16 protein-coding genes, 1 tRNA gene and 1 pseudogene are annotated in these 21,782 nt (G+C 73.4%); 12 read left to right on the top strand and 6 right to left on the bottom strand.

From position 1 onward, the window contains the following. Positions 1 to 47 precede the first annotated feature (47 nt). Positions 48 to 1,325: an MFS transporter gene (locus ACPFP2_RS00580; protein ID WP_424084923.1), complete on the bottom strand. Its 1,278-nt coding sequence runs from the start codon at positions 1,323 to 1,325 to the stop codon at positions 48 to 50. 299 nt (positions 1,326 to 1,624) lie between these two features. Beyond that, positions 1,625 to 2,155 (bottom strand): septum formation family protein, encoded by a 531-nt coding sequence (locus ACPFP2_RS00575; protein ID WP_424084922.1) that lies wholly within the window; start codon positions 2,153 to 2,155, stop codon positions 1,625 to 1,627. 115 nt (positions 2,156 to 2,270) lie between these two features. Here ACPFP2_RS00575 and ACPFP2_RS00570 point away from each other — a divergent pair. The 4 genes and pseudogenes from ACPFP2_RS00570 (at position 2,271) to ACPFP2_RS00555 (ending at position 5,188) form a co-directional block, all read left to right on the top strand. Then, positions 2,271 to 2,871: pseudogene (locus ACPFP2_RS00570) on the top strand (DUF4291 domain-containing protein). A 51-nt stretch (positions 2,872 to 2,922) separates the two neighbouring features. After that, positions 2,923 to 3,318 (top strand): GntR family transcriptional regulator, encoded by a 396-nt coding sequence (locus tag ACPFP2_RS00565; RefSeq protein WP_053656509.1) that lies wholly within the window; start codon positions 2,923 to 2,925, stop codon positions 3,316 to 3,318. Continuing rightward, positions 3,315 to 4,214, top strand: a complete 900-nt coding sequence (locus ACPFP2_RS00560) for an ABC transporter ATP-binding protein (protein WP_424084921.1) — start codon at positions 3,315 to 3,317, stop codon at positions 4,212 to 4,214. The genes ACPFP2_RS00565 and ACPFP2_RS00560 overlap by 4 nt, the downstream gene beginning before the upstream one ends. Further along, the gene (locus ACPFP2_RS00555) at positions 4,211 to 5,188 is read left to right on the top strand and encodes an ABC transporter permease subunit (protein WP_424084920.1); all 978 of its coding nucleotides are present in this window, start codon (positions 4,211 to 4,213) and stop codon (positions 5,186 to 5,188) included. The genes ACPFP2_RS00560 and ACPFP2_RS00555 overlap by 4 nt, the downstream gene beginning before the upstream one ends. 432 nt (positions 5,189 to 5,620) lie before the next feature. Here ACPFP2_RS00555 and ACPFP2_RS00550 read toward each other — a convergent pair whose 3' ends face one another. Continuing rightward, the gene (locus tag ACPFP2_RS00550) at positions 5,621 to 6,667 is read right to left on the bottom strand and encodes an alpha/beta fold hydrolase (RefSeq protein WP_424084919.1); all 1,047 of its coding nucleotides are present in this window, start codon (positions 6,665 to 6,667) and stop codon (positions 5,621 to 5,623) included. On the opposite strand from ACPFP2_RS00550, the gene ACPFP2_RS00545 reads away from it, so the two are divergent. From ACPFP2_RS00545 to ACPFP2_RS00535, 3 genes are all read left to right on the top strand, one after another. Further along, positions 6,641 to 7,570: a helix-turn-helix transcriptional regulator gene (locus ACPFP2_RS00545; protein ID WP_424084918.1), complete on the top strand. Its 930-nt coding sequence runs from the start codon at positions 6,641 to 6,643 to the stop codon at positions 7,568 to 7,570. The genes ACPFP2_RS00550 and ACPFP2_RS00545 overlap by 27 nt on opposite strands. A 309-nt stretch (positions 7,571 to 7,879) precedes the next feature. Further along, positions 7,880 to 8,443, top strand: a complete 564-nt coding sequence (locus ACPFP2_RS00540; RefSeq protein ID WP_424084917.1) for a recombinase family protein — start codon at positions 7,880 to 7,882, stop codon at positions 8,441 to 8,443. A gap of 48 nt (positions 8,444 to 8,491) precedes the next feature. Next, entirely contained in the window at positions 8,492 to 8,902 is a 411-nt protein-coding gene (locus tag ACPFP2_RS00535; protein WP_424084916.1) for a hypothetical protein, read from the top strand. Here ACPFP2_RS00535 and ACPFP2_RS00530 read toward each other — a convergent pair. Further along, positions 8,884 to 8,967: transfer RNA gene (locus ACPFP2_RS00530), tRNA-Leu, on the bottom strand. The two genes, ACPFP2_RS00535 and ACPFP2_RS00530, sit on opposite strands and share 19 nt — an antisense overlap. A gap of 231 nt (positions 8,968 to 9,198) precedes the next feature. Here ACPFP2_RS00530 and ACPFP2_RS00525 point away from each other — a divergent pair. The 5 genes from ACPFP2_RS00525 (at position 9,199) to ACPFP2_RS00505 (ending at position 19,868) form a co-directional block, all read left to right on the top strand. Continuing rightward, the gene (locus ACPFP2_RS00525) at positions 9,199 to 12,465 is read left to right on the top strand and encodes a tetratricopeptide repeat protein (protein ID WP_424084915.1); all 3,267 of its coding nucleotides are present in this window, start codon (positions 9,199 to 9,201) and stop codon (positions 12,463 to 12,465) included. A 213-nt stretch (positions 12,466 to 12,678) separates the two neighbouring features. Next, positions 12,679 to 15,240 carry a fibronectin type III domain-containing protein gene (locus tag ACPFP2_RS00520; RefSeq protein WP_424085669.1) on the top strand — a complete coding sequence of 854 codons (2,562 nt, stop codon included), beginning with the start codon at positions 12,679 to 12,681 and terminating at the stop codon, positions 15,238 to 15,240. A gap of 37 nt (positions 15,241 to 15,277) precedes the next feature. Then, positions 15,278 to 16,276 carry an AAA family ATPase gene (locus tag ACPFP2_RS00515; protein ID WP_424084914.1) on the top strand — a complete coding sequence of 333 codons (999 nt, stop codon included), beginning with the start codon at positions 15,278 to 15,280 and terminating at the stop codon, positions 16,274 to 16,276. 14 nt (positions 16,277 to 16,290) lie between these two features. Further along, positions 16,291 to 17,439, top strand: coding sequence for a DUF58 domain-containing protein (locus ACPFP2_RS00510; RefSeq protein ID WP_424084913.1), 1,149 nt, complete (start codon positions 16,291 to 16,293; stop codon positions 17,437 to 17,439). Next, positions 17,415 to 19,868: a transglutaminaseTgpA domain-containing protein gene (locus tag ACPFP2_RS00505; RefSeq protein ID WP_424084912.1), complete on the top strand. Its 2,454-nt coding sequence runs from the start codon at positions 17,415 to 17,417 to the stop codon at positions 19,866 to 19,868. The genes ACPFP2_RS00510 and ACPFP2_RS00505 overlap by 25 nt, the downstream gene beginning before the upstream one ends. 140 nt (positions 19,869 to 20,008) lie before the next feature. Here the strand turns inward: ACPFP2_RS00505 and ACPFP2_RS00500 are convergent, their stop codons facing one another. Together ACPFP2_RS00500 and ACPFP2_RS00495 are read right to left on the bottom strand one after the other, a co-directional pair. Further along, a complete protein-coding gene (locus tag ACPFP2_RS00500; protein ID WP_424084911.1) occupies positions 20,009 to 20,800 on the bottom strand; it encodes an SDR family oxidoreductase in 792 nt (263 codons plus the stop codon). Between the two features lies 1 nt (position 20,801). Then, the gene (locus tag ACPFP2_RS00495) at positions 20,802 to 21,776 is read right to left on the bottom strand and encodes an LLM class F420-dependent oxidoreductase (RefSeq protein WP_424085667.1); all 975 of its coding nucleotides are present in this window, start codon (positions 21,774 to 21,776) and stop codon (positions 20,802 to 20,804) included. Positions 21,777 to 21,782 lie beyond the last annotated feature (6 nt).

Genomic DNA, 21,782 nt, shown 5'->3' with positions numbered 1-21,782 from the left:
ACTCGCGGCCATAGCTTGCCGTCAGGGTCGGGGGATGCTCGGCGGGGTCACCGGATGCTGCGGATGCGGAGCATCAGCAGGCCCGATACCACCGCGCTCAGGGCGCCGAAGACGAACAGCCCGGAATAGCCGCCGAACCAGGTGATCACCGCACTGGCCAGCGCTCCGGCGAGCAGTTGGGGTAGGCCGGTGGCCACCTGCAGGATGCCCAGGTCACGGCCCTCACTGTCGGCGTCCGGCAGCACCAGGGACATGACCGCCAGGTCGATGGCGAAGTAGGTGCCGATCGAGGCCCCCAGGCACGCGGAGTACACCAGCATCCCGGTCCAGGTGGGCACCGCGAGGGGGATCATCATCGACGCGGCGACGCCGAGGGCGCTCACCCCGACGAACAGCTTGCGACGGTCCACCTTGTCTGCGATCCAACCCGCGAGACTGGCAACGACCACCCACACCACAATGCTCAGCGTCAGCATGGTGCTCACCGCCGCCGCCACGTCCCCGTCGGGCACGTTGCCGGTGCCGATGTAGTCCTGCAGCGTGTAGAAGGCGTAGCCGCTGACCACGAAGTAGGACGTGAAGAGCATGAACCGGCTGACGAAGGCCAACCGGAAGTCCCGGGTGGCGAAGGCGGCGAAGAACGACCGGAACGACTCCCCCAGGCTCCCCCGGTTCCGTACAGCGACCGGCAGGTCGCGCGCCGAGACCTCCGGGGCACCGAGCAGCAGCAGCGCGGTGGTGACCAGCAGAACCGCGGCGATGACGGCGTAGGCGGTCAGCTGGCCCACCCGGCTGGCCACCTGGACGCCGAAGACGATGCCGACCGGGGTGCCCAGCCCGATGACCGCCGACGCCAGGCCGCGACGGTCCTGGGGAACGCGGTCGGGAAGGATCGCGGTGATCGCGCCCGAGTAGAAGTTGGCCGCGAACCACAGCACCACGGTGGTCGCGATCAGCCCCGGCAGACTGTCGGCCAGCCCCATGAGGACGCAAGCGACGGCCGAGACCACCGCGGCCGCGGCGATCCACGGCGTCCGGCGCCCGTAGCGGGAGCGGGTGCGGTCGGAGATCGCGCCACCGGCGGGGATGGCGACCATCGACGCGACAGCCGCGAGCGTGGTGAGCAGGGCCAGGTTGCCGACCTTCGATGCCGGGTCCACCGCCTCCACCTGGGCCGGGAGGATGACCGCCGAGATGCCGTTGAACAGCGCGTACATGGCCGCCATTGCCGGGAGGAGCAGCGCGAGCAGGCGACCGACGCGCGGTCGCAACGCCGGTTCACCGTCGGCGATGACCAGATGGTGAGTGGAACGGACGTCGGTCATGAGGCCTCCGGGGCGGGGGCGATCGGGGTGCGGGCTCAGCCGGCTGACATGCATCAGGTGGCCAGGTTCTGCACTATGGTGGTGTTTCTGCGGCGCGCGGCAGACTGCGGCATCAGGTTCGCAGGTCGGGCCTCTGAACCGACCCCCTGAACCCGCCCACCGAAAACCGGCGTTCTCCTCAAGATCGTCGGGCTGAGCCGCTGGCTCGCGCACATCGCAGCGATCCGTCGCATCGCAGCGCCGTGACCAGTACAGGTTCTCATCCCGACGGACTCTCACTAGAGTTTTGATCCCCAGGCTCAGGCGATCCCAAGGGCCCTGGCACCGCTTCCCCGCACCGAACGGGTAATCGCGGGGCCCGCCCGCCCAGAAGTAGCAGCGCACCCCGCGGTCCCCGCGCGTCCAGCCCGGCTCCGACGGCAGCCGGTACACCGTGCCGGTGCGGACCTCGTCGCCTGTGGGCAGGTTGACCAACTCCCGGCACCGGGCGCGCCCACGTACTCGTAGCGGTGCGGACGGGCGCAGGCGACCGGATGCAGCTCGTACCAATCGTCCAGGTCATAACAGGTGTGCGCCAACGGGGACCGTCCCTTCAGCGCGTCACGCAGGCTGCCCGTCTGCCTCATGATCGCATCGTTCGTGCCATTGGCGCTGCTGTCGGCACCGAGCACGAACACGTCACAGCGGAACCAGCGGGCCCCGCCCCGCCAGCCCGGCACACCGACGGGGGTACCACCTGCACCGCCAGCCGCCCGTCGCGCCAGTCCCGGCCGACGAACGCCCGCGCTTCGGCGTCGCACCCGGCGAATGCTGGACGCATGTCCGGCCATACCCAGGCCATGCGGATCGCGGATGCGGATGCAACCGCAGGCTCATGTCGGCCTGGCACTGGCGTGGGTGCGGATCTCGGTGGAGCAGTGAGTCCCGATCGGTGAGGATCGGGTGGTGTCCGTTCCCGCCCGTCAGATCCGCGCCCGCCACTGCGCCGACACCATCACCGTGTACCAGGCTATCCCCCGCAGATCGCGCTGCCGGCGGTGGCAGCCGGCCGTTTCGTGGCCCCCTTCAAGCGGGACCGGATGACCTGGATCAAGCCGTCCTTCCTGTGGATGATGTACCGCTGCGGCTGGGCCACCAAGCCCGGGCAGGAACGCGTGCTGTCCATCGACATGACGCGGGAGGGATTCGAGTGGGCGCTGGCGCGAGCCTGCCTGAGTCACTACGACCGGGACCTGCACGGCGACAAGGCGACCTGGGCGCGACACCTGAAGACCAGCCCCGTACGCGTGCAGTGGGACCCCGAACGGTCCCTGCAGCTGGCGGCGCTGCCGTACCGGTCGCTGCAGGTGGGACTGTCCGGCGAGGCGGTCGACCGGTACGTCGACGACTGGACGGTGGCCGTCACGGACATCACCCCACCGTCCACCGCATGAGAGACCTATTGCGCGACGGCGACGCCCAGGCGGCAGCAGCCCACCTGCCTGCCCGGGGCAGGCGTGCGCCCGGATCCGGTGCCGTGGTCGCGCGGGCGCGTCGGCTCTCTTGACCGCCAACTTACTGCTTTACTATGTTACTAGCAAAGCAGTAAGGGGCTACCGTGTTCGTCTTCCGGCTCGACACCCACTCCGGCGTGCCGCCGTACCTGCAACTCGTCCAGCAGGTCCGCCAGGCGGTGCTGCTGGGCTTTCTCCAACCCGGTGACCGCCTCCCGCTCATCCGCGAGGTGGTCGAGGACCTGGCGATCAATCCGAACACCGTCGCCAAGGCGTACCGGCAGATGGAGCAGGAGAACCTGGTCACCGGCCGGCCCGGCCAGGGCACGTTCGTCAACGAACAGCAGTCGGCCGCGATGTCGGCATCGACGTACACGTCGCTGCGCCGCGGCCTGGCGACCTGGTTGCGCCGCGCCTACGCAGCCGGCCTCGACGAGCAGGCGGTCAACGCGCTTTTTACTTCCGTCCACCAGCAGACGAGGAATGAGGACGTGGCGTGACAGCGACCGAGTTCGCGCTGAGCACCGACGGTGTGGGCAAGCGGTACCGGAAGGGCTGGGCGCTGCGCGACTGCACCCTGACCCTGCCGGCGGGCGGCGTGATCGCCCTGGTCGGGCCGAACGGCGCGGGCAAGACCACGCTGCTGCGCCTGGTCGTCGGGTTGCTGGCACCGAGCACCGGCACGGTGGAGGTCCTCGGCCACGACGTCACCGCCAGCACCCCGCAAACTCTGTCCCGGGTCGGGTTCCTGGCCCAGGACCACCCGCTGTACAAGCGCTTCACCGTCGCCGAGATGCTCCGCTTCGGCCGGGCCTGCAACCTGCGGTTCGACCAGGGGCTGGCCGAGCGCCGGCTGGCGAAGCTGGGCATCCCGCTCGACCGCAGGGCCGGTACGCTCTCCGGCGGGCAGCAGGCCCAGGTCGCGTTGGCTCTGGCCCTGGCGAAGCGGCCGGACCTGCTCGTCCTCGACGAGCCGGTGGCCAGCCTCGACCCGCTGGCCCGGCACGAGTTCCTGCAGGTCCTCATGGGCGCGGTGGCCGAAGGCGGGGTGACCGTCCTGTTCTCCTCCCACGTCGTGCACGAGCTGGAGCGCGTCTGCGACCACCTGGTCGTGCTCAACCACGGCCGGGTCACGCTCACCGGTGACATCGACACCCTCCTCGCCGAGCACCGGCTGCTCGTCGGCCCGCGCACGGCCACCGACCTCGACCGGGCCGGCACCGTCGTGGAGGCCGTCCACAGCGACCGGCACACGACCCTGCTGGTACGCGACGGCGCGATCCCGGCCGCGCCTGGGTGGCAGGCCCAGCCGGTCGCGCTGGAGGACCTGGTGCTGGCGTACCTGCGTAGGCCGTCCGAGTCGAGCGCCGCGGTCACGTCGGGGGTGGCGGCATGACGTGGTTGATCTGGCGCCAGCACCGGACCGAGGTCTACGTCCTGGGTCTGCTCGTCGGCATGTTCGGCATTGCCCTGCTCGTGCTCGGGACGCAGGCCCACGACCTGTTCCCCGGCGGTCCCGCCCGGTGTGCGGGAGAGGCCGGTATCGACGAGGGCTGCGCGGCCTCCTTCCGCCGGCTCGACGAGGAGTACGGGTACGTCGAGAACCTCCTGGCGGCCTTCTATCTGGTCCCCGTCGTCATCGGTGCGTTCCTCGGTGCGCCGCTGCTCGCGCGCGAACTGGAGGACGGCACCTGGCAGCTCGCCTGGACGCAGGCCGTGCCGCGGATGCGCTGGCTGGCGGCCAAGCTCGCGGCACTGGCCGGCGTCACCGTCACGCTCACCGGGATGTTCACCGCGGTGCTCACCTGGTTCCGTCAGCCATTCGACGCCTGGGAAGGGCGGTTCCAGTACGACGCCTTCGACCTGGAGGGACTTGTTCCGGTGGCGTACGCGCTGTTCGCGTTCGGCGTCGCCACCGCCGCGGGGGCGATCCTGCGGCGCAGCCTGCCCGCGTTCGGCGTCGCGTTCGGGGTGTTCCTCGCCGCCCGGATGCCGGTGGCGCTGTTGGCCCGTCCCGCGTACGCCACGCCGCTCACCACCATGGAGCCGGTCCCCGTCGGCGGCTCGAAGGACCAGGCGGGGCACCGGCCCGTGCCCAGCTTCGCTGACTGGATGATCGAACACGGCTACGCAGACGCCACCGGGCGCAGGCTGAGCTGGACCGAGTACTACGAGCTGGAGGGCGCCGCCAACCGGGCCGGCACCAACCTCAACCAGTTCCTGCACGCGCGGGGCATACAGCAGTTCGGGGTCTACCACCCGGCCGACCGGTTCTGGACGTTCCAGCTCATCGAGGCGGCCCTGTTCATCGCCGTCGCGGCGGTCCTGATCGGTGTGGTGGTGTGGCGGGTACGGCGCCGTATGATCTAGCGCAGCATGCGGCAGCCGTGCATGTCCGCCCGCGACGCTTACCGTGGGCCCGCCGGTGGGTTGTGTCGGTGAGCAACCCGATGTCGCCGAGATGTGGCAGGCCCATTGTGACCGCTGGTGTCCACCGCTGCTGCGCGGCGCCGAGGTCAGACATCGATGTCCTTCTCGATGCCGAGACCGCAGGCTGCGTGAGCGCCTACCCCTGAGTCCTTGAGAGCACGGCGGCGGCCATGGTGCGCAACTGCCAATCGTCAAACATCAATCGGATGGGCAGATAGTCCATCGCGGCGCGAGACGGACCGCCCAGACGATGGACGGCGCACCCTGGTGGGTTGGTGGCCTACGCCACCAACCCACAGCGCAGGGGGCATGACCAGCGACTACAACCCGCGAGCCCTCAGCGGACCGTGAAGCGGATCTCCTGCGGGCAGGCTAGGCGGCATCCCACTGGTCCAGCCACTTGAGAATCGCCTGGTTTGTTTCGTCCGGCTTTTCCTGCTGGATCCAATGACCGCAATCCAGACTGACCACTTCCACGTTCGGCACGAATTCGGTCAGTCTTTCAGCCCTCGCGACCGTGTCGCGGTCGCCGTAGATCATGAGGGTGGGTTGTCGGATGATCGGGTCCACGTCCGCCAGCAGACGCCAGTTGCGGTCCAGGTTTCGGTACCAGTTGATCCCGCCCGTGAACCCTGTTGATTCGAAGGCGGCGACGAAGACGGCCAGTTCGCTGTCGCTCATGATGGGCTCACCGAGTGGGGTTTCCGCTCTGGCGAGGTTGATCAACGCGTTGCCCGGCTGAGGCTCTGCGAGGGGCGCGTTCTTCCGGTACAGGTTCCGAAGGAACTGGAACGTGTTCTCCTCGAACACGGCGTCCGCGACGCCCGGCTGCCGGTTGAAGTGGACGAAATAGAAGTCGCTGCCGAGCACATCCTCCATGAACTCGATCCAGGGCTTATCCCCGCGCTCGAGGTACGGCAGGCTCAGGTTGATCACCTTGCTGACACGGTTCGGGTGCAACAGGGTCAGGCCCCAGACGACGGCTGCGCCCCAGTCATGACCGACGAAGGTGGCATCGTCGTATCCGTAGTGATCGAGCAGTGCGACGAGGTCACCCGACAGGTGTGCGATGTCGTAGTCGGTGACTTCGGTCGGGCGGGACGAGTTGCCGTAACCCCGCTGGTTCGGGACGATTACGTGGTAGCCCGCTGCCGCGAGGGCGGGCATCTGATGGCGCCAGGAGAAGGCGTGCTCCGGCCAGCCGTGACAGAGCACGATGGGGTTCCCCGCGTTCTGCCGGCCGGCTTCGAAGACTTCGAGTTCCACACCGTTGACCGAAATGCGGGTGGGCTCGGGAAAATCGGTTGTCATCCCGGCATCTTGCCGACCGATACCGGTCACCTCCTGACCGGTTTTTGTGGAAGTGTCGTCGGAGTGCGAGCCGACCGCTTGATGGCCATCCTCCTTCTGCTGCAACATCGCGAGCAGGTGACAGCAGCGGAGGTCGCCCGGGAGTTGGAGATCTCCGAGCGCACCGCCCGCCGTGACCTCGACGCCCTGGGCATGGCCGGGGTCCCGGTGTACTCCATACAGGGCCGAGGCGGCGGCTGGCGCCTCGTGGGCGGTGCCCGCACCGACCTGTCCGGGTTGACCGCGGGTGAGGCCCGCGCCCTTTTCCTGGTCGCCGGCCCGGTCTCGGCTGCGACGCCGGCCGTGAAAGCGGCGCTGCGCAAGCTCGTCCAAGCCCTGCCGGAACCCTTCCGGGTGCAGGCCGAGGCGGCAGCGTCGTCGCTCGTCATGGACCCGCAGCGATGGGGGGCGAGCCGGGTCGAGCCCCGACCGCCTCGCTTCCTCGACGCGCTCCAGGACGCGGTGATCCGCGGTGTCCAGGTCCGGCTCGGCTACGTCGACCGCGAGGGCACCGAAACCGAGCGAACCGTCCACCCGCTGGGCATCGTCGCCAAAGGCCCATCGTGGTACCTCGTCGCCAACACCGAGGCAGGTCGGCGGACCTTCCGGATCGACCGCGTTTCGTCCGCCGACCCGACCTGCGACCCCGCGCACCGGCCCGAGGACTTCGACCTTGCCGAGGGCTGGCGCGCGATCGCCGACGAGGTCGAGCGCAAACGAATGCCCCTCGAAGTCCGGGCGGTGTGCGCGCCCCAGGGGATAGGCGTGCTCCGGATGGGGTTCGGCGATCGGCTCGAAGTGGGAGGTTCAAGGACCGACGGTCGCATCGAGGTCGTGATCCGCGGCAACGACGAATACATACTCGCTGGCGAGCTTGCCGGGCTGGTCGAATGGATCGAGGTCACCGGCCCTCCGGGTGTGCGAGACCACCTAGCCTCGATCGGCAACACGCTCGTCGAGCGATACGGCTGAGACCGGCAGGACGTCGTACGGCAGGACGACAACCGAGGTCATCGGGCTCTACAGCACCGACGAACTCCAACTGATCACACGGCACTACGACGAGACGAGCCCCATCTACGCGGCCCAGCTCCCCAGTCTCCGTAACGACGAGCCGTGAGCGAGGATGCCGCTCGTCATCGACGCGGTAATGAGCAGCAGCCGTGGCAGCACCCCCAGCATGGGGCGACGTCGACGCACGCTCATCGGCCAGATCCGCGCTCTCGATCACCGAGGGTGGAGCCGCACGGCAAGGGGCGACGGGGCCACCTTCGTCCTGACATGTCCGGCCTATCGGGGGCACTTCAGACCCGCGACGGCGTCCTGTCCCCCTCGGCCTACGACCGCAGACACAACCCACACCGCGCCACCCCGGCATGGAGCAAGAGCGCCATCCGAGTCATCCTGACCAACCCTCGCTACACCGGCCGGCAGGTGTGGAACAAACAACGCAAGACCGAAATCCTGATCGACGTCGACGACGTCGCCCTCGGACACGAGACCAAACTGCGGTGGAACCCCACCGACGAGTGGATCTACTCCGGGACCCTGGCCCACGAGCCGCTCATCGATGACGAGACGTTCACCCGAGTCCAGACGCTGATCGCCAGTGCGGGCAGGCGACCCGATGGGGTCCGCAAGCCCCGCGCCAGCAAGCACAACTACGTGCTGTCCGGCCTCCTGCACCGCGGCATCTGCCAGCGACGAATGGTCGGCAGCTTCAACAACGACCGCAACCACTACCGCTGCAGCTACGCCGCCGAGTACGCCGACGCCAACCGCATCGCGCACCCCCGCAGCGTCTACGTCCGCGAGGACCACATCCTCGAACAACTCGACCCATGACTCGCCCGCGCCTTCTCGCCCAGCCGACTCAGGGCAACGGTCCAGGCCATGGCCGACGCGCAACACGACGACGCCGACCAGCAGGCGATCACAGCGGCACGCGAAACCCTCGCCACCTGCGCCACCCAACTGGACCGCTACCGCGCCGCTCTCGACAGCGGCGCCGACCCCACCATCGTGAGCCGATGGATCGCCGACGTCCAAGCCGAACAGGTCACCGCCGAAGCCACCCTGCGTCGCCTCACCGGACGTCGGACCATGAGCCCTGACGAGATCCAGCAGGTAGTAGAGGCCCTGGGAAACATCACCGCCGTGCTCCGCGACGCCAACCCCGCCGACAAGGCACTGATCTACCGCGAACTGGGGCTGACCTTGACCTACCGGCCAACGGCCCGCACGGATCCGCCCAGGCGACCCCAAGTGGATCATGTACTAAATTGTGTCCGAGGGGGGACTTGAACCCCCACGCCCTATACGGGCACTAGCACCTCAAGCTAGCGCGTCTGCCATTCCGCCACCCGGACCTGCTCGTCCAGCCTACCCTGCCGGCCACGGCGGGTCTCCCGCCGGTCGCCGCCCTGGTGGGCCGCACGGGGGATTACTGTACACGGCCCGGATGGATCATGCACATTGCCGTCCGGCGCCCTCGCTCATGACGTGTCTGCCCTGGTCAGAAGCGTGTGGGCGGGAGAAGCGGACGTCCGGTCCGCTCCGCGGGTAGCGTCCGGGCGCGGTCTACCGGCAGCATGGCTCCCGTGTCACAGCCCTCTCCCCTCGCCACCGTCCAGCAGCGGGCCCTCGCCCTGCGTTCCGCCGGTGATCTCCCCGCCGCCCGCCGGCTGCTCACCGACACGATCGCCTCGGCCCGACCCCTGTACGGCGTGGACCACCCGGAGGTGCTGAACACTGCCCACCTGTTGGCCCGGATGCATCGCGAGGCCGACGATCCGACCGCCGCCCGCCGGGTGCTGGAGGAGGCGTACGCCGCGGGCGAGCGTCGGTTGAGCGCCGCCCACCCGCTCATGCTGGCCATCTCCTTCGACCTCGCCTCCGTCGCCGAGGAGCTGGGCAACCGGCACGAGGCACGCCGCAACTACACCCGGGTCGCCACCGCCGGCCCCGCCGTGCTCGGCGAACACCACCCCTCGGTACGCGCCGCCCGCCAGTACCTCGGTGGCAACGCCGCACCCGCGACACCGCAGGCGCCCATCGCCCCGCCGCCCGCGCCGCGCCCCGACCCGGTCCCACCCGGCCCCGTGCCACCCGGCCCCGTGCCCGCGTCCGGGCCGGTGCCTCCCGGTCCCGTCACCGTGCCACGGCCCGTGCCGCCCGGTCCGGTGACCACGCCCGGGACGGTCGCCCCGCACCGGCCCGGCCCGCACGCCGCGCCGGTCAGCTCGGGTCCTCAGGGATGGCAGCCCGGCCCGGCCGCCAGTGCCCCCGGGCCCGCGCCGGCTCCGTCGTACCCGCCACAGGCCGCGCCGGGTCCGTCCTACCCGCCGCAGGCCGGGCAGGCGGTGCCGTACGTGCCGATGCCCCGGCAGCAGCGGCCCGTCCCGCCGGTGCCACCGTCACCGCCACACCAGACGCCCGCACCGCCGGGGCCCGTCCCGCCGCACCGCCAGGTCCCCGTGCCGCCGGGCCCTCCGATGCCCGGTCCCCGGTCCGAGCCGCCCGCCGTACCCGGGCCCTATCCGCCCCGGATGGCCCCGCCGGCACACCCGGGCCCCGCCCCGGAGACGTCCCCGTGGGCGCCGCCGCACCTTCGGTCACCGGCCGTCCCACCGACGCCGCCGGTCGTACCGCCTGACCACCACGTTCCCACGACTGCCCCCGGACCGGCTCCCGTCCCGCAGCCGCCATACGTCGCCCGAGCCGTCCCGCCGCCGCCCCAGACCGCGCCGCCACCCCGGCAGGGACAGCCGACGCCGGGTCCGGTGCCTGCTCCCCCCGTCGTCCCGCCGCCCCCGGCCCCGACGCGGGGCATGGCCGTACCACCGCCTCCACCGGTGGTGCCCGCACCGGCGATCGTCGCGCCCCCACCGCAGCCGCCGGCCACCAGTGCCCCGGGGCCGGTGGAGGCCCGGAACCCGGTCACCGCTGCACGACAGGCCGACCCGGTCACGACGGAGCGGCCCGCCGCCAGCGCCACGGCCCACCCGAGCGTCGCCGCGCCTCAGGCCGAGCCGGCCACCAGCGCTCCGGCTTCGGCCGAGGTCACGCGCCCGGTCGCCGTCCCACCACCGACCGAACCGGCCACGCCGCAGCCACCGACCACCGGCCCTTCGGCACCCGAGGAGGCCCGCAGCACGGCCGCCACCCCGGCACAGGCGGAACCGGCCGTGGCGGAGTCGACGGACACCGGCGGCTCGGGACCGGCGGCCGCGAAGCCTCTCGGCTGGGACCGACCGACCATCCAGGTCAAGCAGATCGGACCGCTGCTGCGGGAAGAGGCCGAACGGATCGCCTCGACGGCCGGCCGGACCGCCGCCGCTCCCACCCGACCGGACGCCGCCCCCGTCAGCGCGCCCCCGGTCAGCAGCGCACCGCCGGCCCACCCGGTCTCCGCACCACCGGTCGTGAGCGCACCGCCGGCCCTTCCTGCCGTCCCGCCGCCCCCGCCCGTGAGTTCCCCGCCCGTGAGTTCCCCGCCCACCCGGCCGGTCCCCGCGCCGCCGGTGGTCAGCGCACCGCCCGCGCCCACCCCGCCGGTCTCCGCGCCGCCGGCCGTGAGCACGCCCCCCGCCTCGCCGGTCAGCACGCCGCCGCAGGTCAGCGCTCCGCCGGACACCGGCGCGCACGCGGCCCTCCCCGGCCCCGTCACCACCCCACCGCTGCCCGCGCCGCCGGTGATCAGCGTGCCGCCGGCTCCCGGTCCGGTCAGCGCGCCCCCGGTCGTACCCGCGCCGCCGGTGGTCAGCGCACCCCCGGCCCCGCCCGCCGTCCCGCCGGCACCCGCCCACCCGGTCAGCGCGCCAACGACGCCCGCGCGTCCGGTGAGCGTCCCACCGCCACCGGTGGTCAGCGCCCCACCGGCACCCCCCTACCCGGTGGGCGCGCCTCCCGTGCCGCACCAGCCGTTCAGCACGCCACCGGCCCCGCCGGTGGTGAGCACCCCGCCCGCGCCAGCCCACCCGGTCAGCACCCCGCCGGCCGCACACCACCCGGTCAGCACCCCGCCCGCCGCGTACCACCCGGTCAGCACGCCGCCGGCCACGTACCACCCGGTGAGCACCCCGCCGGCCCACCCGGTGAGCGCCGCGCCGGTGAGCGCCACGCCGCACAGCGCGCCGCCGTGGGGGCTGACCGCGCCGCCGTGGAGCAGCCTCGCGCCCCCGCAGCCGCTGACCACGTCGCCGGTCGACGACGAGCCCGACGGGGACGACGAGGACGACGCGACGGACGGGACGACCGATCCGGCCGACGGCGCGCTGGTGGCCTACGACGTCCCCGAGCGCGTGTCCGACGAGGTCGACGCGTCCGCCCCGGTCGCGCAGGAGCAGCCCCGGCCGGGGTACTCGCAGGGCGATCCGGTGTTCCCACCGCCGCTGCCGCCGGCGTACCCGATGGATCCGGAGCCCGAGCGGCGCGGACGGGGCCGGACGGTGATCGCGGTCGTGGTCGGCGTCGTGGTGGTGGTCGTGGCCGGCGTGGTCGGCGCGGTGGCGCTCGACCGGGACGAGGCCGCGCCCCCGTCGACGCCGGGCGCGTCTCCCGGCACACCGAAGGCGACCGGCGCGCCACCGGCCGACCTGAAGCTGCGCGACGACGACACCACCGTGACGATCAGCTGGTCCGACCCGACCAACGGCGGTGTGCCGTTCATGGTGGCCGGCGGTCGGGCCGGCAAGGCGCTGGGCGTGATGGCGACCGTCGACCCCGGACAGACCAGCTACACGGTCAACGGGCTCAGCGAATCGGTGGACTACTGCTTCACCGTGCTGGCGGTGTACTCGACGGACGCCTTCGCCACCTCGGGACAGGTCTGCACCGACCGGGAGCGCCGCTCGCCGGCCGGCTGACCGTCCGTCCACACCGCACACGCTGGGTGTCCACAGCGGGACGGTGCGGGTTTCCCCGCGCCGGACCGGCCCATATGATGTCCCACGGCTCAGGGGAGGGTCGCCGGGGCACGGCGCGCCACCTGGGAGAGCCAGACGGGGAGGCAGCCGGCCGTGGCCACCATCGAGGACGCCGTGAGCACCGACACCGGGACCGCGCCACGCCGCCGGCGGATGCGGGGCGGGCTGGTCACCATCGGCACGGTGGCCGCGTTGCTGGCCGCCATGGGGCTGACCGTGCTCGGGCTGGGCGCCGCCGACAACGCGGTGGCCAACTACGACGCCAGCAGCTGGTTGTGGAGCGCGGCGCGCAGCGAGATGGCCCGGGTGAACGGGGTCACCGCCCGGGTGGACACCCGGATGGAGGTCCCGGGCGCCCGCCGGCACCCGATGCAGGTCACCCAGACCGACCGGCTGCTGATCCTGCGCGACCTGAAGACCGGCCAGGTCAGCTCGTTGGACCTGGCCACCCTCCAGATCACCGCGACCACCCGCACCACGCCGGGTCTCGGCGTGAACGTCGTCCTGCACGAGGACGCCGCCTTCGTGGTCGACGCCGTGCAGGGCATCGTCCGGCAGCTCGATCCGCGTTCGTTGACCCCGGTCGGCGAGCCGGTGCGGTACCCGCCCGGCATCACCGGTGGCGCGTTCGACGGTGAGGGCAAGCTCTGGATCGCGATCCCGAGCGAGGGCACCGTCTCGGCGGTCACCGCGGCCGACCTGCCCGCCACACCCGAGTCGGCCGGCGGGCTGAGCCCGAAGCAGGTCGAGACGTACACGATCGCGGAGCCGAGCCACGAACTGGTGGTGTCCACCCTGGACGACGGTGTGGCGGTGCTGGACCGCACCTCCGCGTCGCTGGTCACGGTGCGCGCCGGCACCACCCGGCGGACCGCGTTGACCATGGCCGCCGCCGGCACGCTGCCGGCCCGGACCAGCGGCCCGGCCGTGCCGGTCACCGTCAGCGGCGACCGGCGGGTGCACGTGGTCGCCGACGGCGACGGCGAGGTACGCCAGTTCACCGTGCCAGGAGCCGGCGACCGGCTCAGCCCCGCGGTCGCCTGGGCCGGCCGGTTCTACTGCGCCGACGAGGCGACCGGCACCGTCTACGCGTTCGACGGCGCCGGGCAGCTGGTCGACACCGTCGCCGGTAAGGGCACCGGCCCGTTGGAGCTGGAGGTGCGGGAGAACCACCTGTTCATCAACGCCCCGGACTCCTCCACCGCCCGGGTGGTGGACGACAAGCACCAGGTCCGCGAGGTCAACAAGTACGCCAACGACGTGCTCGGCGGTGACCCGCCGCCGGCGCCCCCGCCGCCGCCCCCGCCGAAGAAGCCCAAGGTGGGCAAGCCGGGCGCCCCGCGCAGCGTCACCGCCTCCGCCGGCAACGCGCAGGCCCGGGTCAGCTGGCGGCCGGCCGCCGCGAACGGCGCCGAGATCACCCGGTACGTGGTGGAGGGCGCCGGGCAGAAGCACGAGATCGGCGCCAACCAGCGGGCGATCGAGATCAAGGGCCTGACCAACGGCGAGACGTACACGTTCTCCGTGCACGCGGTGAACGCCAAGGGCGAGGGCCCGGCCCGCCGGAGCAACCCGGTCACCCCGACCGCGGCGGTGCCCGACCCGCCCGCCGGCGTCACCGCCGAGGCCCGGCCGGACGGGACGGTGCTGGTGAAGTGGCCGGCCGCCAACGGCCAGGGCAACACCATCGCGAAGTACGCGGTGACCGCCACCTCGGCCGGCACGAACGCCCCGGCCGGCGAGTCGACCAGGACCGAGCTGGTGATCCCGGCCGGCGAGCTGGAGTACGGCACGCAGTACGCCTTCACCGTGGTGACCGTCAACGACAAGGGCGCCGGTTCGGCGGCGTCGCCGATGAGCAACACCGTGGTGCCGTTCGCCCCACCGGGGCAGCCGGTCGAGCTGCGGGCGAGCACCGTCGCCGACCGGCCCGGCACCGTCGCGGTGCAGTGGTCCCCGGCGGTCGACAACGGCCGCCCGGTGACGAAGTACCTTCTCGACGTGGCCGGCAAGGTCAGTGAGGTGACCGACACCCGGGCCACGGTGGGCGGCCTGGGCGACGGGCAGAACGTGCTGGTGAAGGTCAAGGCGGTCAACGAGGCCGGCCCGGGCCCGGAGGCGAGCACCACCGCGCGGACGGTGGCGCCGCCGAAGGTGACGGTGACCGGGTCGTCGGCGACGGCCACCTCCGCGACGGTGACCTTCACCGTCGACGCCGGCGGCGGGCAGGCCACCTGCACGTTGAGCACCGCCGGGGAGGCACCGAAGCCGGGCGGCTGCTCCAGCATCACCATGTCGGGCCTGACGCCGGGGAAGGCGTACTCGTTCACGGTGACGGCGAGCAATGCGGCCGGCGAGGGCACCGCGACCCGCGCGCAGACCACCGACCCGCTGTACGGCATCGCCACCTGCCGAAACGGCTCGGAGGGTGAGCAGCGCACGTACTGCGACCGGGACGTCGACGGCCGCAACGGCAACGAGATCTTCTCGGTGCCCCGGCAGGACGACCCGAAGCAGGTCGGGTGGGCGAAGCCCGGCACCCGGCTCAAGGCGTACTGCAAGAAGCAGGGCGAAGAGGTCTACGCCTACGTCTACAACAACGACAAGCGCAGCACCTGGTGGGTGCAGGTCGAGTACTCCGGGAAGAACTACATCCCGTGGGCCTGGCTCAACCTGGAGGGCGGCGACGACATCAACGTCCTGCCCACCTGCTGAGCCGCACCGCACCACCCAGCCGAGGAGCAGCACCACCGTGAACAGCACCCAGGAACCGCTCACCCAGCCGGAGGTGCAGGGCTTCGCCGCCCTGGCCGCCCGGCTGGCGGAGAACGTCAACGCGGTCGTGCTGGGCAAGCCGCAGGTGGTCCGGCTGGCGCTGACCGCGCTCTTCGCCCAGGGGCACGTCCTGCTGGAGGACGTGCCCGGCGTCGGCAAGACCACGCTGGCCCGGGCGATCGCGGCGACGGTCAAGGGCCAGTGGCGACGCATCCAGTTCACCCCGGACCTGCTCCCGTCCGACGTCTCCGGGGTGACGATCTTCAACCAGGCCACCCGGGGCTTCGAGTTCCACCCGGGCCCGGTCTTCGCCAACATCGTCATCGCCGACGAGATCAACCGGGCCTCGCCGAAGACCCAGTCGGCGCTGCTGGAGGTGATGGAGGAGCGGACGGTCACCGTCGACGGGGTGCGGCACCCGGTGCCGCAGCCGTTCCTGGTGGTGGCGACGCAGAACCCGGTGGAGATGGACGGCACGTACCGGCTGCCGGAGGCGCAACTGGACCGCTTCCTGGTGAAGCTGTCCGTCGGCTACCCGGACGAGGCGGTCGAGGTGGAGGTGCTGCGCGGCGCGACGGTCCGCTCCCCCGACTCGCTCAGCGCGGTCACCGACACGGCCACCGTCGGGGAGATGGTCAAGATGGCCCGCCGGGTGCACATCGCCGAGCCGCTCTACGCGTACGCGGTCCGGCTGGCCGCCGCGACCCGCAACCATCCGCAGGTACGTGTCGGGGTCAGCCCCCGGGGCGTGATCGCGCTGACCCGGGCGGCGTGCGCGTACGCGCTGATCGACGGCCGGGGCTGGATCATGCCGGAGGACCTGAAGACCCTGGCCGAGCCGGTCTTCGCGCACCGGCTGCTGCTCACCCCGGACGCGCAGGTGCGCGGGGTGACCGCCACCGAGGTGCTGCGCCAGGCGATCGCGTCGGTGCCGGTGCCGCTGCCGTCGGGTCAGCCGGCCCCGGCGCACGGCTGACCGGTCGGATCGGTATGGGGATCACCGCCCGGGGCGTCGGGCTGCTCGTCGCCGCCGTGGTGCTGCTCGGCGTCGGTTTCCGGTACGCGTACCCGGAGTTGGCGCTGCTCGGCACGGCGGCCGTCGTGGCGGTCGGCTACGCCGTGGTGTCCGCGGCCTGGCGACCCCGGCTGGAGGTCACCCGCAGCGCGGACCCGGACCGGGTGGCGCGCGGCGAGGCGGCCCGGATGACGGTGACGGTGCGCAACGCCGGCCGGTTGCGGGCGGCGAACCTGCTCGCCGAGGACCGCTGCGGCGCCGGCACGGTGCCGGTGCCGGTGCTGCGGCTGCGTCCCGGCCGGGACACCACGGTGGACTACGAGGTGCCGACGCGCCGCCGGGGGGTGGTGCCGGTGGGTCCGCTGCGGGTGACCCGGCGGGACCCGCTGGGTCTGGTGGTGCTCTCCCGCCCGTACGGCGGCACGGTGCCGGTCTGGGTGCATCCGCGGGTGCATCCGCTGCGCGCGGTGCCGTCGGGCGCGGGTCGCAGCCTGGAGGGGCGTTCGGACAGCGTGCCGCACGGGTCGATCACCTTCGACTCGCTGCGCGAGTACGTGGTCGGTGACGAGCTGCGCCGGGTGCACTGGCGCACCAGCGCCCGGGTGGGCGAGCTGATGGTCCGGGAGAACGTGGACACCAGCCTGCCCCGGATCGTGGTGCTGCTGGACAACCGGGCGGTCGCCCACCCGGGGCGGGTCGACGGGGTGGCGGAGTCGTTCGAGGCGGCCTGCGAGGCGGCCGCCTCGGTGGTCACGGCGGCGGTGCGGGAGGACCTGCCGGTGGTGCTGCTGCTGGTGGCGCCGGGTGGGGACCGGGCCGACGAGCCGCCGCTGGACCGGCTGGCCGCGGTGGAGCTGGCCGACGGGGGCGAGGAGGCGCTGCGCGCCTCTGCGGGCCGGCTGCGCCAGGACCGGGGCGGCGACACCCTGGTCTTCCTCACCGGCCCGGGTGGCCGGGACGATCTCGGGCAGGTGGGCGCGCTGCGCGGGGCGTACCCGTCGGTGCTGGTGGCGGTCTTCGGCGCGGACGGACCGACCCCGTCCGGGACGGCCGGGCTGGTGGTGGTCGACGCCGCCGACGGCGCCGAGTTCGCCGCCGAGTGGGACGGGGTGCGCCGGTGGTGACCGGGACCGACGTGCGCCCGACCGCCCCGCTCGCGCCGCCGGAGGACAACCCGGGCGGGCGTGCGCTGCGGGCGCTGCGCGCGACGCCCGTGCCGTTGGCGCTGGTCGTGCTGGTCGCGCTGGCCGGTGTGGTGCTCGGCCGGGTGTACGCGGGCGACCTGCTGACCCGGCTGATGCTCGGCGCGGCCGTCGGCTCGGTGCTGGTCAGCGTCGCCGCCCGGCGGCTGCCCTCGTGGCTGGTGGCGCCGGTGTCGGTGGCCGCGATGGCCGGCTGGACGCTGTTCGCGCTGCACCTGACGGCCCGGCGCGCGGCGCTGCCGGGCGGCTTCGCCGAGGTGGCCGCCGACGCCGCCCGCAACGGCATCCCCCGGCTGCTGACCGCGATGATCCCCGTCGAACCGGCCCCGGACACGGTGCTGGTGCCGCTGGTGGCGGCCTGGTTGGCCGGGCTGACCGGCGCCGAGGTGGCGTTGCGCGCCGGCCGGACGCTGCTCGGTTTCCTGCCCCCGGCGCTGCTCTACGCGGGCGCGCTCTACGTCGTCGGCCCGAACGCGGACCCGGCGGTCTGGCCGTCGGTGGCCTTCGCGGCGGCGGTGGCGCTGGGTCTGGTGGCGCCCGGCGGTCGGGGCACCGACGGCCCGGATCCGACGGCCGCGCTGGCCCCGGAGGTCCGTACGGCGGTGCGGGCGCGGCTGGTGGCGGGGACGGCGGCCGGGGTGGCGGTGGTGGTCGGGCTGGCCGCGCTGCTCGGCCCGGCGCTGGCCGGGCAGGTCGACGAGCGGCCGGTGGACCCGCGCCGGTACGTCGAGCCGCCCCGGGTGGAGTCGCTGGACGAGAACCCGCTGATCCGGATCTCCGGGTGGGCACTGAACCCGGACCAGAAGCTGCTGGACGTCACCACGCGGGCGTCGGCCGGCCCGGAGACCCGGATCCGGTTGGCGGTGCTCAGCGACTACGACGGGGTGACCTGGCGGGTCGGGGCGACGTACCGCAACGCGGGGCGGATCCTGCCGGCGGCCGAGCCGGGCCCGGGGACGGTGGACACCGTCCGGCAGGAGATCACCGTGGCGGACCTGACCGGCCGGCTGCTGCCGGCGGTGGCGACCCCGCGTGAGGTCACCGGCGCACGGGTGGCGTACGACCCGACGACGGGGACGCTGATCCGACCCGAGGGGCTGAGCCCGGGGCTGCGGTACACGGTGACCTCGCTGCGGGAGCGGCCGGACGCGGGCCTGCTCGCCACCGCCGACGTGCCGGCCGGCGACGAGGTGGCCCGGGTGCTGCGGGTTCCGGACGGGACGCCGGAGCCGATGCGCCGGCTCGCCGCCCAGCTCGCCGAGGACAACGGCGCCCCGTACGCGCGGGCGACCGCGATCGAGCAGTTCCTCGCCGAGCACTACCGGGTGGTGGCGGACGCGCCGAGCGGGCACGCGTACCCGAACTTGAGCTTCTTCCTCTTCGGACCGCGCAACGGCGGCGGGCAGCGCGGCACGTCGGAGCAGTTCGCGGCGGCGTTCGCGGTGCTGGGGCGGCTGACCGGCCTGCCCACCCGGGTGGTGGTCGGGTTCTCCGCGCGCGGTGACGGGCCGGTCCGGGCCGCGGACGCGCTCGCCTGGCCGGAGGTGTTCTTCTCCGGGGTGGGCTGGGTGCCGTTCGACCCGCTGCCCCGCCCCGACACCGAGCCCCGTCCGGTGGAGGAGGACTTCCGGCCGCCTAAGGAGGAACCGCCGCCGTCGGAGGCCCCGGAGCCCACTGTGGAGCCGACGGCGACCCCGCCGGCGGTGGCGGCGGCGGGGTCGGGCGACGGCGACCGGGGCGTGTCGAGGTGGTTGTTCGTCGCCGTCGCGGTGCTCGTGCTGTCCCTGCTGGTGGGGGCGGCGACGGCCACGCTGGTCGGGATGCGCCGCGCGCAGGCCCGGGCCCGGCTCGGGTGGGGTGACCCCGGTGAGCGGGTGGCCGGCGCCTGGCGGCAGGTCACCGACGCGCTGCGGCTGGCGGGGCGGCCGGTCGGCGACGACCTGGCCGCCACCGAGGTCGCGTCCCGTGCCCGGCAGGCACTGGTCGAGGCCCGCGCCGCCCTGGCCGGCGGCACAGCTCCCACTCCCGTCGGGACGCAGGCCCTGCCCGGCGGTGGACCGGCAACCGGCTGGCCGGCAGGCGATGGACCAGCGGGCGGCGGTGCGGGACCGCCGGCCGGCTCCGGCCCACTGACCGGGGCTGGGCTCGTGGCAGCGCCGGTGCCCGGGGTGGAGGAGGTGGCCCGCCTGCTCAACCAGGTCGCCTTCGCCCCCGGCACGCTGACCGGCGCGGAGGCCGACCGGGCAGCGGCGGAGGCGGTGACCTACGTGGCCGCGCTGCGCGCCGCCCGGCCCTGGTGGCGTCGCCTGCTCTGGTCGGTCCACCCCGGCCCCCTGCGCTGGCACCGCTGACCCCGTCCCCGGCACTCCCACCCCGGCCCCCGGCTCGGTGATAGTTCGGGTCACTGCGAGGGCCGCCCGAATCAGACCCGAAGCTCTTGATCACCGAGGCCGGCGGCCGCGCACGGGGGAGGTGAGACGGGTGGATGGGGTCAGGCGCGGAGGCGGCGGACGAGCTTGCGCAGGCCGGCCTGCCAACCGTCCGGATCCTGGGCGCGGCGCAGGGCGTACCCGGCGACCTCGGGGTGCGGCAGGATCAGGAAGCGTTCCTCGGCCAGCCCGGCGATCGTCGCGTCGGCGACCTGGTCGGGGGTGAGCACCGCGCCGGAGGCGGCGATGACCTGCGCGCCCAGATGACCGGAGGCGAGCCCTTCGGCGAGCATCGGCGTGTCCACCCCCTGCGGGCAGAGCGCGCTGACCCGTACGCCCCGGTCGCGGTAGGTGATCGCCAGCCACTCGGCGAACCCGACCGCCGCGTGCTTGGTGGCGGTGTACGGGGCGTCGCCGACGGCGGTCAGCACGCCGGCCGCCGAGCAGGTGTGCAGCAGGTAGCCGCCGCCCCGCTCCAGCATCCCGGGCAGCGCCGCGCGGGCCGCGTACACGTGGTGCAGCACGTTGACCCGCCAGGCCCGGTCCCAGTCGGCGTCGTCGGCCTCGACGCCGCCGCCGGTGGAGACGCCCGCGTTGGCGCAGAACAGGTCGATCCGGCCGTACCGCCGCTCGGTGTCGGCGACCAGCTCGCGAACCTGGTCCTCGACGGTGACGTCGACGGCGACGGCGTGGGCGACCGGGCCGACGTCCTCGGCCACCGCCGCGGCCACCGCGGCGTCCAGGTCGGCGACGACGACGGCGGCCGCGCCCTCGGCGGCGAAGCGGCGGGCCAGCGCCGCGCCGATCCCGCCCGCTCCCCCGGTGACCACCGCCACCCGGTCGGTCAGGTTCATCTCAGTGTCCTTCCGCGGGGCCGAGCCGGGGGATCAGCCCGGCCAGCGCCGCGGCCCCGCCGGAGGTCAGCTCGGGGGTGGGCAGGAGGGCGAGCACCGGCACGTCCACGCCGGCGTCGGCGTAGCGGCGCACCTCGGCCCGGCAGTGCTCGGGCGAACCGTGCAGCACCAGTTCGTCGACCACCTCGTCCGGCACGGCCGCCCCGGCGCCACGCCGGTCACCGGCCGCCCAGGCGGCCCACATCGGCCCGAGCGCCGACTCCCGACCGAGCCAGCGGTGGAACTCGGCGTACGCGGGGACGGTGAGGTAACTGGTGATCAGCCGGCGGCCGAGGGCCCGGGCGTAGCCGGCGTCCTCGGTGGGGCAGACGAAGATCCGGGCGACGACCTCGAAGTCCGGCGCCCGGCCACCCAGCCCGGCGAGGGCCTTCGGCACGTCGTCGGCGGCGAGCCAGTTGAGGATCACCCCGTCGGCCTCGGCGGCGGCCAGGCGCAGCATGCCGGGGCGCAGCGCGGCCAGCAGCACCGACGGCGGCACGGCGGGCGGGCGTTCCAGGGTGAACCGGCGGACGGCGAAGGTGTCGAACGCGCCGTCGACGGTCTCCCCGCGCAGCGCCGTCTTCAGGAAGCGCAGCACGTCCCGGGTACGCCGGAACGGCTCGGTGAACTCGACGGCGTTCCAGTCGCCGACCACGACCGGCGAGGAAGCGCCGATGCCGAGGGCGAATCGGCCCGGCGCGGCGTCGGCGAGCGCGGCGGCGCTCATCGCGAGCAGCCCGGGCCCCCGGGTGAAGACCGGCGTGATCGCGGTGCCCAGGCGCAGCGTCGGTTGCCAGGCGGCGGCCAGGGCGAGCGGGGTGAACGCGTCGGCGCCGTTGACCTCCGACGACCAGACGTCGGTGAAGCCGGCCCGGTCCAGGGCCGCGTAGACCGCGGCGTGATCGGCGAGCGGGATGCCGCCCAGCGGCACCGTCATGCCCCA

Origin of the sequence: Micromonospora citrea (assembly GCF_049629545.1) — a bacterium.
GTDB classification, from domain to species: Bacteria; Actinomycetota; Actinomycetes; order Mycobacteriales; family Micromonosporaceae; genus Micromonospora; species Micromonospora citrea_A.
Note: the sequence above shows the minus strand (reverse complement) of the source record. Positions and strands in the feature narration are given on the sequence as shown.